Raw genomic sequence first — 13964 nt, 5'->3', positions numbered from 1 at the left:
AGCCCCCCACCCCCCCGCAAGACCGTCTTCCCGGCCATCCGCCCCGGCCGGTTCGAATCCGGAACCATAGTCCGGTTACGCTCATGACATGCATGCCTGGCCCGCTTCCGAGGTCCCCGCCCTGCCTGGTCAGGGCCGCGACCTGAGGATCCACGACACCGCGACCGGCGGCCTCGTCACCCTCGACCCCGGTCCCGTCGCCCGTATCTACGTCTGCGGCATCACGCCGTACGACGCGACCCACATGGGTCACGCGGCGACCTACAACGCGTTCGACCTCGTGCAACGCGTGTGGCTCGACACCAAGCGGCAGGTTCACTACGTCCAGAACGTGACCGACGTCGACGACCCCCTGCTGGAGCGCGCGCAGCGCGACGGAGTCGACTGGGTGGCACTGGCCGAGCAGGAGACCGCGCTGTTCCGCGAGGACATGACCGCCCTGCGGATGCTGCCGCCGCGCCAGTACATCGGCGCCGTCGAGGCGATACCCGGCATCGTGCCGCTCGTCGAGCGGCTCCGCGACGCCGGCGCCGCCTACGAACTCGACGGCGACATCTACTTCTCCGTGGAGTCCGACCCCCACTTCGGCGGCGTCTCGCACCTCGACGCGGCCGCCATGCGGCTGCTCTCCGCCGAGCGCGGCGGCGACCCCGAGCGTCCCGGCAAGAAGGACCCGCTCGACCCGATGCTGTGGATGGCGGCCCGCGCGGGCGAGCCCAGCTGGGACGGCGGCTCCCTGGGACAGGGACGCCCCGGCTGGCACATCGAGTGCGTCGCCATCGCCCTCGACCACCTCGGTATGGGCTTCGACGTCCAGGGCGGCGGCTCGGACCTCGCCTTCCCGCACCACGAGATGGGCGCCTCGCACGCCCAGGTGCTCACCGGCGAGTTCCCGATGGCCAAGGCGTACGTGCACGCCGGCATGGTCGCCCTGAACGGGCAGAAGATGTCGAAGTCCAAGGGAAACCTGGTCTTCGTCTCCCAGCTGCGCCGCGACGGCGTCGACCCCGCCGCCATCCGCCTGGCCCTGCTCTCCCACCACTACCGGGCCGACTGGGAGTGGACCGACCAGGTGCTGCGGGACGCGCAGGAACGTCTCGGCCGCTGGCGCGCGGCCGTCTCCCGCCCCGACGGCACCGGCGCCGACGCGGTCGTCGAGGAGATCCGCGCGGCCCTCGCCGACGACCTGGACGCCCCGGCGGCCCTCGCCGCGGTGGACCGCTGGGCCGCGCGCCAGCAGGAGGCGGGCGGTACGGACATCGGTGCCCCCGGTGTCGTCTCGCGCGCCGTGGACGCCCTGCTGGGCGTGGCGCTCTAGCCACCCCCGCCACCCGCCGGGCCAGGACGACGAACAAGAAGGGGCGCTTCCTCCGGGAGGAAGCGCCCCTTCTGACTGCTCCGACGCGTTGGCCGGCTCAGTCCTCCGACGACTCGTCGTCGTCCGTGGACGGCTTCGGCGGCTTCGGCGGGCGGGTCCGCTCGCCCGGCGTCGGCGGAGTGGTCCCACCGTCCCGGCGGCGCAGATAACGCTCGAACTCCCGCGCGATCGCCTCACCGGTCGCCTCGGGCAGCTCCGCGGTGTCCCGGGCCTCCTCCAGCGACTGCACGTACTCGGCGACCTCGCTGTCCTCCGCGGCCAGTTGGTCCACACCCACCTGCCAGGCCCGCGCGTCCTCGGCCAGCTCGCCCAGCGGGATCCGGACGTCGATCAGGTCCTCCAGCCGGTTCAGCAGCGCCAGCGTGGCCTTCGGGTTCGGCGGCTGCGACACGTAGTGCGGTACGGCCGCCCAGAGCGACACCGCCGGTACGCCCGCGTGGGTGCACGCCTCCTGGAGGACGCCGACGATGCCCGTGGGGCCCTCGTACTTGGTCTCCTCCAGGTCCATCCGCTGGGCCAGGTCCGGATCCGAGGTGGTCCCGCTGATCGGGACCGGGCGGGTGTGCGGGGTGTCGCCGAGCAGCGCACCCAGGATCACCACCAGCTCCACACCCAGCTCGTGCGCGAATCCGAGCAGTTCGTTGCAGAACGAGCGCCAGCGCATGGACGGTTCGATGCCGCGGACCAGCACCAGGTCACGCGGCTTGTCGCCGCCGACCCGCACCACCGACAACCTTGTCGTCGGCCAGGTGATCTTTCGCACACCGGCGTCCATCCACACCGTGGGCCGGTTCACCTGGAAGTCGTAGTAGTCCTCGGCGTCGAGCGCCGCGAACACCTCGCCCTTCCACTCGCTCTCCAGATGCGCGACCGCGCTGGAGGCGGCGTCGCCGGCGTCGTTCCAGCCCTCGAACGCGGCCACCATCACTGGGTCGATCAGCTCGGGAACCCCCTCCAGCTCGATCACCCAGCGCCTCCTTCCGACGTGCCCTCGCCTAACGACCCAACCTTACGGCGTGCGACGGGGGCGCCCGCAGCCCCCTTGCACGGGGGAGTGAACGGATCACTGCCCCGTCCACCACCCCGGAACACCCCGGGAACGTCTCTTCGAATCATCCGAGCACCAGGTCCGGGGCGGCACTCACAGGGTGCTGCGCAGCCACTGCTCGACGCTCGCGATGTGCACGGTCGCCCAGGAACGGGCCGCCTCGGCGTCCCGGTCGCGCAGCGCCCCGAGGATCGCCCGGTGCTCGTGCAGGGTCCGGCTGACCGCGTCCTCCTGGGTCAGCCCGCGCCAGATCCGGGCCCGGGTGGTCGGCCCGGACAGCCCGTCGAGCAGCGAGCACAGCACCGAGTTGCCGGCCGCCTGCACGATGCCGCGGTGGAACTCCAGGTCGGCGGCGACGAGTTCCTCCACCGAGGGTTCGCCGCCGAGCGCCTCCAGCTGCGCGGTCAGCGCGTCGAGCTGCTGTTCGCTGACCCGGGTGGCGGCGATCGCGGTGGCGGCCGGCTCCAGGATCCGCCGTACCGCGAGGAACTCCAGGACGGTGTCGTCGCGGTGGAAGTCGACGACGAAACTCAGCGCCTCCAGCAGCAACTGCGGATCGAGGCTGGTCACATATGTGCCGTCGCCCTGGCGCACGTCCAGGATCCGGATCAGCGCGAGGGCGCGCACCGCCTCGCGCAGGGAGTTGCGGGACAGGCCCAGCTCGGCGGCGAGTTCGCTCTCCTTGGGCAGCCGGTCGCCGGGTCGCAGGGCGCCCGAGACGATCATTCCCTTGATCTTCTCGATCGCCTCGTCGGTGACTGCCATCGGCCGGCCTCCCAGTCGCTCAGACATCGGATGTCTCAGCGCCATTATGGGGGTTCACCCGGCTGAACCGGGACCGAACCCACAGGTCAGACCGGCGCCCCGGCGTCCGCTCGGCCGCCGTGCGCCTCCGGCTCGGCGAGCAGCCGCAGCGCCTCCAGGGAGACCACCGCGCCCCGCGCCACACCGGCCGCTACGACGTCCCGGTGCGGGTCGTAGCCGCCGGTCGCCTCCTCGTCGACGAGTTCGTCCGCGTTGGCGCCGTCCACCACCAGCACCCCGCCCGCGACGAGCCCGCGCAGCGACGCCGTCACCAGCAGTGCCGACAGCTCCATCTCGATGGCGGCGAGCCCGGCGCCGCGGTACGCGGTGAGCGGGATCAGCCCCGGCTGGAACGCCGCCCGTGTCCACACGATCCCCCGGTGGTGCGGCGCCCCCGCCTCCCGGGCGGCCCGCCGCAGCGCCAGCACGGCCTCGGGCGCGGCGACGGCCGGGTACTCCGGCGGCAGCAACTGCTGGGTCACCCCGTCGTCGCGTACGGCCGCCTCCGCGATCACCAGATCGCCGTCACCGATCCCCGGGCGCATCGCCCCCGCCGTACCGAACCGCAGAAAGGTGCGCACGCCCGCGTCGGCGAGTTCCTGGAAGAGCAGGATCGCGCCCGGAGCGCCCACCCCGTGCGAGGCCACGACCACCGGCAGACCCTTCCAACTCCCGGCGAACACCCGGTACTCGCGGTGGTACGACACCTCGTCGGCGCCGTCGAGCAGCGCGGCGACGGCCGCGGCGCGCGCCGGGTCGCCGACGACGACCGCGTGCGCCGGGAGCCCCGCGCGGGGTATGCGGGTGATGGGCATCAGGTCCTGCGTCATGGCGTGGCTCCAGGGGCGGGGCGGGAGTTGACGCCGATCATACGAATCGCGCGTCTCCCGGCGATCACACCCCCGGGACGCCGACCGGGCGCGGACCGATGGCCCGCACCCGGTGGGTCTGCCGTCGGCGAGCCGTCAGGCCGCCGGTGAACCGTCAGCCGAAGGCGCGCACGGCCTGGTAGTACGTCCACGCGGTGCTGTTGCAGGCGGTCTTGGTGCCACCGCTGTAGCCGTTGCACACCCGCTTGAGGTCCTCGTAGAAGGCGCTGTCGAGGCGCGCCTTGTTGGCGTCGAACTGGCCGGCGGCCTTGTAGTTGCGGTAGCCGAAGTCGTGGCGGGCGCAGGAGTTGGCGAACGGGAAGCCGAAGGGGTTGTCGGGGGAGGAGGAGCAGTAGTCGGTGGACCAGTCGAACGCGTAGGCGGCCCAGGCGCCCTGGTTGGAGCGGGCCGCGGCCCAGGAGCTGTAGCTGGACGAGCTTGTCTGGGTCCAGCTCGACAGCACCTGGGGCTTGTCGGCGGGAGCGGCGGTGGCGCTGGTGGCGGTCGCGGTGATGGTGATCACGGCCAGGGCCGATGCGGCGAGACCGGTGGCAAGTCTGCGGTGCATCCCACACCTCCATGAGGCTGCGACCCGTCCGTCGGGCCGCAGGTTCATGACAAGATGATTGACGCATCTTCAATGTCGTTACACCGCAGCCGCCCTAATGCGCCGTGAACTCTCCGGCCCGCCGGGCGATCAACGGGTGAACCGCGCGGAAGTGCCCTGTGCTCCGCCGGTGGCATGCGTAAGGGGCGGTCCACAAAGGCACCGCCCCTTACGCATGCGCCCGCGCGGGCGCCGGGTCTACTTCTTGTCGAGCAGGTCCTGGACCTTCGCACGGACGTCGTCCGTGGCCAGCCCGCGGATCGTCAGCGTCGTACGCCGACGCAGCACGTCGTCCTGCGTCTCCGCCCACTCCTGGTCACGGGCCCACACGACCTGCGCCCAGATCTCCGGGGCGTCGGGGTGCACACGCTGGGCCAGTTCGGGGTTCTCGTTGGCGATCCGCGCGATGTCGAAGGCCAGCGAGCCGTAGTGCGTGGCCAGGTGCCGGGCGGTGTCCGCCGCCATCCGCGGGCCCGGCGCCGGACCGTCGATCATCAGCCGGTGGGCGACCGCGCGCGGGTTGGCGACACCCGGCAGCGGCATCCGCTTCGGCAGCGACGAGATCGGTTCGAAGTCCTCGCCCAGCGGGTGGCCCGGCAGCGTCTCCAGCTTCTTCATCACCGTACGGCCGATGTGCCGGAACGTCGTCCACTTGCCGCCCGCGACCGACAGCATGCCGCCCCGGCCCTCGGTCACCACCGTCTCGCGCTTGGCCTTCGCCGTGTCGCCGGGACCGCCCGGCAGCACCCGCAGACCCGCGAACGCGTAGGTGATGAGGTCCCGGTCGAGCTGCTGGTCGCGGATGGAGAACGCGGCCTCGTCGAGTATCTGCGCGATGTCCTTGTCGTTGACCGCGACATCCGCCGGGTCGCCCTCGAACATCTCGTCCGTGGTGCCGAGCAGCAGCATGTCCTCCCAGGGCAGGGCGAACGTGATGCGGTACTTGTCGATCGGCGTCGCCAGCGCCGCCTTCCACGGGGCCGTCCGCTTCAGGACCAGGTGCGCGCCCTTGGACAGCCGGATCGACGGCGCCGCGTCCGGGTTCTCCAGGCGGCGCAGGTGGTCCACCCACGGGCCGGTCGCGTTGAGCACCAGCCGCGCGGAGACGCCGAACTCGTCGCCGGACAGCCGGTCCTTGAGCTCGGCACCGGTCACCCGGCCCCGGGTGAAGCGCAGAGCGGTGACCTCGGCGTGGTTCAGCACGACCGCGCCCGCCTCGACGGCCGCGCGGACCGTCATCAGCGCCATCCGCGCGTCGTTCATCTGGTCGTCGCCGTACACGGCCACGGCCTTGAGGTTCTCGGTACGCAGCTCCGGCACATCCTGCTGCGCCTTGCCGGGGGAGAGCAGATGCCCGACACCGTCGCCGAACGCGGACAGCGCCGAGTAGGCGAACACCCCCGCACCGAGCTTGGCGGCGCCGTGCGGGCCGCCCTTGTACACCGGCAGGTAGAAGGTGAGCGGGTTCGCCAGGTGGGGGGCCACCTGGCGGGAGACCGCGCGCCGTTCGAAGTGGTTCTCCGCCACCAGCTTCACCGCGCCGGTCTGGAGATAGCGCAGACCGCCGTGGAGCAGCTTGGAGGAGGCGGAGGAGGTGGCGCCGGCGAAGTCGCCGGCGTCGACCAGGGCCACCCTGAGACCGGACTGCGCGGCATGCCAGGCGGTGGAGATGCCCAGGATGCCGCCGCCGATGACAAGAAGGTCGTACGACGCCCCGGCGAGCTGTTCCCGGGTCTCGGCGCGGCTCGGGTTGGAGCCGGAGGCCGGGTGTGTGCCCAGGGCAGGCACGGACTTCAGGGTGGACTGACTGGTCATGGTGGGTTCTTACTCCTCGTCAGCTCTTCGCGGGCGGGTGGGCCGGGTCGGCCCGTCCGCCCGTCAGCTCTCGTCCTCGTCGAGCCAGCCCATGGTCCGCTCCACGGCCTTGAGCCAGCTCTTGTACTCGCGGTCGCGCTGGGCCGCGTCCATGCGGGGGGTCCACTCGGCGGCCCTGCGCCAGTTGGCGCGCAGGTCGTCGGTGCTGTTCCAGAAGCCGACGGCCAGGCCGGCGGCGTAGGCGGCGCCGAGGCAGGTGGTCTCGGCGACCATCGGGCGCACCACGGGGGCGTCCACGAAGTCCGAGAGGGTCTGCATCAGCAGGTTGTTGGAGGTCATGCCGCCGTCGACCTTGAGCGTGGTGAGCTCCACGCCGGAGTCCTTCGTCATGGCGTCCGCGATCTCCCGCGTCTGCCAGGCGGTGGCCTCCAGGACGGCGCGCGCGAGGTGCGCCTTGGTGACGTACCGGGTCAGACCGGCGATCACACCGCGGGCGTCGGAGCGCCAGTACGGGGCGAACAGCCCGGAGAAGGCCGGTACGAAGTAGGCGCCGCCGTTGTCCTCGACGGAGAGCGCGAGCGTCTCGATCTCGGCGGCGGTGGAGATGAGACCCATCTGGTCGCGCATCCACTGCACCAGCGAACCGGTGACGGCGATCGAGCCCTCCAGGGCGTAGACCGTGTCCTGGTCGCCGATCTTGTAGCCGACGGTGGTCAGCAGCCCGCTGTACGAGTTGATGATCTTCTCGCCGGTGTTCATCACCATGAACGTGCCGGTGCCGTACGTCGACTTGGTCTCGCCCTCGGAGAAACAGGTCTGGCCGAACAGGGCCGCCTGCTGGTCGCCGAGCGCGGACGCGACCGGGATACCGCCGAGCAGCTCGCCGAGGCGGCCGCCGGTGATCTCGCCGTAGACCTCTGCGGAGGAGCGGATCTCGGGGAGGATCGCGAGCGGCACACCGATCGACTCGGCGATCTTCGGGTCCCACTGCATGGTGTGCAGGTTCATCAGCATGGTGCGCGAGGCGTTGGTGACGTCGGTGACGTGGTGGCCGCCGTCCGCGCCGCCGGTCAGGTTCCAGATGACCCAGCTGTCCATGGTGCCGAAGAGGATGTCGCCGGCCTCGGCGCGCTCGCGCAGTCCCTCGACGTTGTCCAGCAGCCAGCGGGCCTTGGGACCGGCGAAGTAGGAGGCGAGCGGCAGACCGGTCTCCCGGCGGAAACGGTCCTGCCCGACGTTGCGGCCGAGTTCGCGGCACAGGGCGTCGGTGCGGGTGTCCTGCCAGACGATGGCGTTGTGGACCGGCTCACCGGTGTTCTTGTCCCACAGCACGGTCGTCTCGCGCTGGTTGGTGATGCCGATGGCCTTGATGTCGTCGCGGGTGATGCCGGCCTTCTCGATCGCGCCGGCCACGACCTCCTGGACGTTGGTCCAGATCTCGTTGGCGTTGTGCTCGACCCAGCCCGGCTTCGGGAAGATCTGCTCGTGCTCCTTCTGGTCGACGGAGACGATCCGGCCGTCCCGGTCGAAGACGATGCAGCGCGAGGAGGTGGTGCCCTGGTCGATGGCCGCGATGAAGGGCCCGGCAGTGTGGGCGTCAGTCACTGTGTGCTCCTGGGGTTCCGTGGGTGGGGGACCGTTCTACCGGTGCTCTAGGCGAAAGCGACGTTGTAGAGGCCTGCCGCGATGGCGGCGCCGATCAGCGGACCCACCACCGGGATCCAGGCGTAGCCCCAGTCGGAGCCACCCTTGTTGGGCAGCGGCAGCAGGGCGTGCACGATGCGCGGGCCGAGGTCACGGGCCGGGTTGATGGCGTAGCCGGTCGGGCCACCGAGGGACAGACCGACGGCCACCACGACGAAGGCGGTGATGAGGGCGCCGAGCGTGCCCAGGCCGTTGCCCGCGTTGTTGAGGCCCTGCGTGAGGATGGCCAGGATCAGCACGATGGTGCCGATGATCTCGGTCGCGAGGTTCTGCCACACGTTCCGGATCTCGGGGCCGGTGGAGAAGATGCCCAGGACCGGGCCCGCGCCCTTCTCCCGGGCCTCCACGGCCTTGGTCCCGGCCGGCGCGCCCGGTTCCCCGACGATCTCCCGGTCGGTGAGGTGCGCGTGGAACTGGCCGTAGTAGGCGATCCAGACGAGCGTCGCGCCGATCATGGCGCCGAGCAACTGCCCGCCCCAGTACAGGGGGAGGTCGCTCCAGCCGCCGTCCTTGATCATGAGCGCCAGCGTGACCGCCGGGTTGAGCTGTGCGCCGGAGAGCGGGGCCGAGATGTACACGGCCGTCATCACGGCGAAACCCCACCCGAAGGCGATGGCCAGCCACCCGGCGTTACGGGCCTTGGAGGCCTTCAGTACGACGGCGGCGACCACACCGCCGCCGAGCAGAATGAGTACGGCGGTACCGATGGTCTCGCCGATGAAGATGTCGGAGCTGGACACCCGCGACTCCTTTGTCCTTCGTCCAGGGGGAGCAGAACCCCGAGTCCCGTTCAGGGGTCCGTCGGCCCGTGGCGTTGTCACACTCTAGCGCGTATTGCCGTCAAGTGTTCGACAATGCCGACCGATGGACGGGAGTCTTGCCCCGCGTTACCCACACGTCAAGGGTTCGGTTATCGAAAGCGCGATCGTTATTGATCGCCATGAGTCACCGATCCCCGAAGCAATGCACCCCCTTTCGCCCTGTTTGTCCACTTCAGGGTAGGGCGAGTGCCGGAACACCGCCGAGTGCTCCGGTTTCTCTTACGAGGTTCTTGTGGCCGGTGATGCGGGTGGGGCGGCGCTCGGGCCGCGCCTCAGAAGCGCCCGGCGCCCAGGTCCCGGGACACCGCGCGGGCGCAGTCCCGCACCGCCGCGATCAGCTCGGGCCGCAGTTCGCCGTCGCGCGCCAGCCGCTCCACGGCGCCCGCGACACCCACCGCCCCGACCGGCATCCGCCGCCGGTCGTGGATCGGCGCCGCGACGGAGGCCACGCCCTCCCAGGTCTCCTCGACGTCCGCCGCATAGCCCCGCGCGCGCGTGAGGTCGAGGATCTGCTCGAAGTCTCCGGCGTCGTACACCGTGCGGTCCGTGAACGGCTTGCGGTCGCTCTCCAGCGCCTCGCTGTGCGCCACCGGGTCGTACGCCGACAGGACCTTGCCCAGCGCCGTGGAGTGCAGCGGCTGCATCGCGCCGATCTCCAGCACCTGCCGGCTGTCGTCGGGCCGGAAGACGTGGTGCACGATCAGCACACCCTGCTGGTGCAGCACGCCCAGGTAGACGCTCTCGCCGCTGGAGCGGGCCAGGTCGTCCGTCCAGACGAGGGCCCGCGCGCGCAGCTCGTGCACGTCCAGGTAGGTGGTGCCGAGCCGGAGCAGCTCCGCGCCCAGCTGATAGCGCCCGGAGGCGTCGTCTTGCTCGACGAAGCCCTCCTGCTGGAGGGTGCGCAGGATGCCGTGGGCCGTGCCCTTGGCGAGGCCGAGCGAGGAGGCGATGTCCGACAGGCCGAGTCGTCGTTCACCGCCCGCGAGCAGCCGCAGCATCGCGGCCGCCCGTTCGAGCGACTGGATGTTCCGTGCCATCGCCGTCCTGCCTCCGTCCCCTTCGGCCGTTCATGGGCAGCCCTACAGCCACCGTTCGGCAATGTCGAACACTACCGGTCCATGCCGACCCTCCGCCAATACTCGGTCGGCACTTGTTACGTCCGGTGTTGTCCGCAGGTGACCCGGACGCCGTCCGCGTCCGTCCCGTGGACGCCCCGACCATAAGCCCTCGGTCCCCGCTACCCTGGCGGCGTGCGTCCGTAGACAGGACATCGGGACGGGACACGCCGGGAACCGCCCGGGCGCATCCTCCGGGAAGCGCCGGGTACCTTCCGAGCGCATCCTGACCGGGACGCAAAGCCGACAGCCGTCGCACCTGAGGGAGCCCTTTCATGGCCTCTGTGCCGCCGACCCCTTCCGCCGACCCCCGGAGCCGCGTGGCCGCACTCCGCGAGGCGCTCGCCACCCGCGTGGTGGTCGCCGACGGAGCCATGGGCACCATGCTCCAGGCGCAGGACCCCACCCTGGAGGACTTCCAGCAGCTGGAGGGCTGCAACGAGGTCCTCAACATCACGCGCCCCGACATCGTCCGCTCGGTGCACGCCGAGTACTTCGGCGTCGGCGTGGACTGCGTCGAGACCAACACCTTCGGCGCCAACCTCTCCGCCCTCGGCGAGTACGACATCCCCGAGCGCGTCACCGAACTCTCCGAGGCCGGCGCACGCATCGCCCGCGAGACCGCCGACGAGTTCACCGAACGCACCGGGCAGCAGCGCTGGGTCCTCGGCTCCATGGGCCCCGGCACCAAGCTGCCGACCCTCGGCCACACCACCTTCACCGCGATCCGCGACGCCTACCAGCAGAACGCCGAGGGCCTGCTCGCCGGCGGCGCCGACGCCCTGCTCGTCGAGACCACCCAGGACCTGCTCCAGACCAAGGCGTCGGTCATCGCCGCCCGCCGGGCCATGCAGGTAGCCGGATACGACGTACCGCTGATCGTCTCCGTGACCGTCGAGACCACCGGCACCATGCTCCTCGGCTCCGAGATCGGCGCGGCCCTGACCGCCCTGGAGCCGCTCGGCATCGACATGATCGGGCTGAACTGCGCGACCGGCCCCGCCGAGATGAGCGAGCACCTGCGCTTCCTCGCCCGCCACTCGCGCATCCCCCTGTCGTGCATGCCGAACGCCGGTCTGCCCGTCCTCACCTCGGACGGCGCCCACTACCCGCTGTCGGCGCCCGAGCTGGCCGACGCCCAGGAGAACTTCGTACGCGACTACGGTCTGTCGCTGGTCGGCGGCTGCTGCGGTACGACGCCGGAGCACCTGCGCCAGGTCGTCGAGCGCACCCGCGGCCTGGTCCCGGCCGAGCGCAGCCCGCGCCCCGAGCCGGGCGCCGCCTCGCTGTACCAGTCGGTGCCGTTCCGGCAGGACACCTCCTACCTGGCCATCGGCGAGCGCACCAACGCCAACGGCTCGAAGAAGTTCCGCGAGGCGATGCTGGAGGCCCGCTGGGACGACTGTGTCGAGATGGCCCGCGAGCAGATCCGCGAGGGCGCCCACCTGCTCGACCTCTGTGTCGACTACGTCGGCCGCGACGGCGTCGCCGACATGGAGGAGCTGGCCGGCCGGTTCGCCACCGCCTCCACACTCCCGATCGTCCTGGACTCCACCGAGGTCGACGTGATCCGGGCCGGGCTTCAGAAGCTCGGCGGCCGCGCGGTGATCAACTCGGTCAACTACGAGGACGGTGACGGCCCGGAGTCCCGCTTCGCCAAGGTCACCGCCCTCGCCCAGGAGCACGGCGCCGCGCTGATCGCCCTGACCATCGACGAGGAGGGCCAGGCCCGGACGCCCGAGCACAAGGTCCAGATCGCCGAGCGGCTGATCGACGACCTGACCGGCAACTGGGGCATCCACGAGTCGGACATCCTCATCGACACCCTGACCTTCACCATCTGCACCGGCCAGGAGGAGTCCCGGGGCGACGGCATCGCCACCATCGAGGCGATCCGCGAACTCAAGCGCCGCCACCCCGACGTACAGACCACCCTCGGCCTGTCCAACATCTCCTTCGGCCTCAACCCGGCCGCCCGCATCCTGCTGAACTCGGTCTTCCTCGACGAGTGCGTCAAGGCCGGCCTCGACTCGGCGATCGTGCACGCCTCCAAGATCCTGCCGATCGCCCGCTTCACCGAGGAGGAGGTCCGCACCGCCCTCGACCTGGTCTACGACCGCCGGGCCGAGGGCTACGACCCGCTCCAGAAGCTCATGGCCCTGTTCGAGGGCGCCACCGCCAAGTCCCTCAAGGCGGGCAAGGCGGAGGAACTGGCGGCGCTGCCCCTGGAGGAGCGCCTCAAGCGACGGATCATCGACGGTGAGAAGAACGGCCTGGAGGCCGACCTCGACGAGGCCCTCCAGACCACCCCGGCCCTGAAGATCGTCAACGAGATCCTGCTCGACGGCATGAAGGTGGTCGGCGAGCTGTTCGGCTCCGGCCAGATGCAGCTGCCGTTCGTGCTCCAGTCCGCCGAGGTGATGAAGACCGCGGTGGCCCATCTGGAGCCGCACATGGAGAAGACCGACGAGGACGGCAAGGGCACCATCGTGCTCGCCACGGTCCGCGGCGACGTCCACGACATCGGCAAGAACCTCGTCGACATCATCCTGTCCAACAACGGCTACAACGTGGTCAACCTCGGCATCAAGCAGCCGGTCTCGGCGATTCTCGACGCCGCCGCCGAACACCGCGCCGACGTCATCGGCATGTCCGGCCTCCTCGTGAAGTCCACCGTGATCATGAAGGAGAACCTGGAGGAGCTCAACGCCCGCGGCATGGCGGCCGACTTCCCCGTCATCCTCGGCGGCGCGGCCCTCACCCGGGCCTATGTCGAGCAGGACCTGCACGAGATCTACGAGGGCGAAGTCCGCTACGCCCGCGACGCGTTCGAGGGCCTGCGCCTCATGGACGCCCTCATCGGCGTCAAGCGGGGCGTGCCCGGTGCGAAGCTGCCGGAGCTCAAGCAGCGCCGGGTGCGCGCGACGCCGGCCGCGGTCGTCGAGGAGCGGCCGGAGGAGGGGCACGTCCGCTCCGACGTCGCCACCGACAACCCGATCCCCGAGCCGCCCTTCAGGGGCACCCGCGTCATCAAGGGCATCCAGCTCAAGGAGTACGCGTCCTGGCTCGACGAGGGCGCCCTGTTCAAGGGCCAGTGGGGGCTCAAGCAGGCCCGCACCGGCGAGGGCCCGACGTACGAGGAGCTCGTCGAGACCGAGGGCCGGCCCCGGCTGCGCGGCCTGCTGGACAAGCTCCAGACGGACAACCTGCTCGAAGCGGCCGTCGTCTACGGCTACTTCCCGTGTGTCTCCAAGGACGACGACCTGATCATCCTGGACGACTCGGGCAACGAGCGGACCCGCTTCACCTTCCCGCGCCAGCGCCGCGGCCGCCGGCTCTGCCTCGCCGACTTCTTCCGCCCGGAGGAGTCCGGCGAGACCGACGTCGTCGGCTTCCAGATCGTCACCGTCGGCAACCGCATCGGCGAGGAGACGGCCAAGCTCTTCGAGTCGAACTCCTACCGCGACTACCTCGAACTGCACGGCCTCTCCGTGCAGTTGGCCGAGGCCCTCGCCGAGTACTGGCACGCCAGGGTCCGCTCCGAGCTGGGCTTCTCCGGGGAGGACCCGGCCGACATCGAGGACATGTTCGCGCTGAAGTACCGCGGCGCCCGCTTCTCCCTCGGCTACGGCGCCTGCCCCGACCTGGAGGACCGGGCCAAGATCGCCGACATGCTGGAGCCGGAGCGCATCGGTGTGCACCTCTCCGAGGAGTTCCAGCTCCACCCCGAGCAGTCCACGGACGCGATCGTGATCCACCACCCGGCGGCGAAGTACTTCAACGCCCGCTGACCGTGGCCCGGG

General features: G+C 70.7%; 10 protein-coding genes. 2 read left to right on the top strand and 8 right to left on the bottom strand.

Going from position 1 to position 13964, the window contains the following annotated elements; all coding sequences use genetic code 11:
- Positions 1 to 88: 88 nt before the first annotated feature.
- Positions 89 to 1318 carry a cysteine--1-D-myo-inosityl 2-amino-2-deoxy-alpha-D-glucopyranoside ligase gene (gene mshC / locus ACIQAC_RS21035; protein ID WP_402193178.1) on the top strand — a complete coding sequence of 410 codons (1230 nt, stop codon included), beginning with the start codon at positions 89 to 91 and terminating at the stop codon, positions 1316 to 1318.
- A 97-nt stretch (positions 1319 to 1415) separates the two neighbouring features.
- On the opposite strand, the gene ACIQAC_RS21030 is transcribed toward mshC, so the two are convergent.
- From ACIQAC_RS21030 to ACIQAC_RS20995, 8 genes are all read right to left on the bottom strand, one after another.
- Positions 1416 to 2345 carry a PAC2 family protein gene (locus ACIQAC_RS21030; protein WP_402193176.1) on the bottom strand — a complete coding sequence of 310 codons (930 nt, stop codon included), beginning with the start codon at positions 2343 to 2345 and terminating at the stop codon, positions 1416 to 1418.
- 174 nt (positions 2346 to 2519) lie between these two features.
- Entirely contained in the window at positions 2520 to 3191 is a 672-nt protein-coding gene (locus ACIQAC_RS21025) for a FadR/GntR family transcriptional regulator (protein ID WP_402193175.1), read from the bottom strand.
- A gap of 86 nt (positions 3192 to 3277) precedes the next feature.
- Entirely contained in the window at positions 3278 to 4060 is a 783-nt protein-coding gene (locus ACIQAC_RS21020; protein ID WP_402193174.1) for a nucleoside phosphorylase, read from the bottom strand.
- Between the two features lie 154 nt (positions 4061 to 4214).
- Positions 4215 to 4667, bottom strand: a complete 453-nt coding sequence (locus ACIQAC_RS21015) for a phospholipase (protein ID WP_402193173.1) — start codon at positions 4665 to 4667, stop codon at positions 4215 to 4217.
- Positions 4668 to 4904: 237 nt separating this feature from the next.
- Positions 4905 to 6521: an FAD-dependent oxidoreductase gene (locus ACIQAC_RS21010; RefSeq protein WP_402193171.1), complete on the bottom strand. Its 1617-nt coding sequence runs from the start codon at positions 6519 to 6521 to the stop codon at positions 4905 to 4907.
- 63 nt (positions 6522 to 6584) lie between these two features.
- Positions 6585 to 8126 carry a glycerol kinase GlpK gene (gene glpK, locus ACIQAC_RS21005; RefSeq protein WP_402193169.1) on the bottom strand — a complete coding sequence of 514 codons (1542 nt, stop codon included), beginning with the start codon at positions 8124 to 8126 and terminating at the stop codon, positions 6585 to 6587.
- 47 nt (positions 8127 to 8173) lie between these two features.
- The gene (locus ACIQAC_RS21000) at positions 8174 to 8965 is read right to left on the bottom strand and encodes an MIP/aquaporin family protein (protein WP_402193168.1); all 792 of its coding nucleotides are present in this window, start codon (positions 8963 to 8965) and stop codon (positions 8174 to 8176) included.
- 353 nt (positions 8966 to 9318) lie between these two features.
- Positions 9319 to 10083 (bottom strand): IclR family transcriptional regulator, encoded by a 765-nt coding sequence (locus ACIQAC_RS20995; RefSeq protein WP_402193166.1) that lies wholly within the window; start codon positions 10081 to 10083, stop codon positions 9319 to 9321.
- Between the two features lie 353 nt (positions 10084 to 10436).
- Between ACIQAC_RS20995 and metH the strand changes: the two genes are divergently transcribed.
- Positions 10437 to 13952, top strand: a complete 3516-nt coding sequence (gene metH, locus ACIQAC_RS20990) for a methionine synthase (RefSeq protein ID WP_402193165.1) — start codon at positions 10437 to 10439, stop codon at positions 13950 to 13952.
- Positions 13953 to 13964 lie beyond the last annotated feature (12 nt).

The organism is Streptomyces sp. NPDC088387, from assembly GCF_044753385.1.
Classification (GTDB): Bacteria; Actinomycetota; Actinomycetes; order Streptomycetales; family Streptomycetaceae; genus Streptomyces.
Note: the sequence above shows the minus strand (reverse complement) of the source record. Positions and strands in the feature narration are given on the sequence as shown.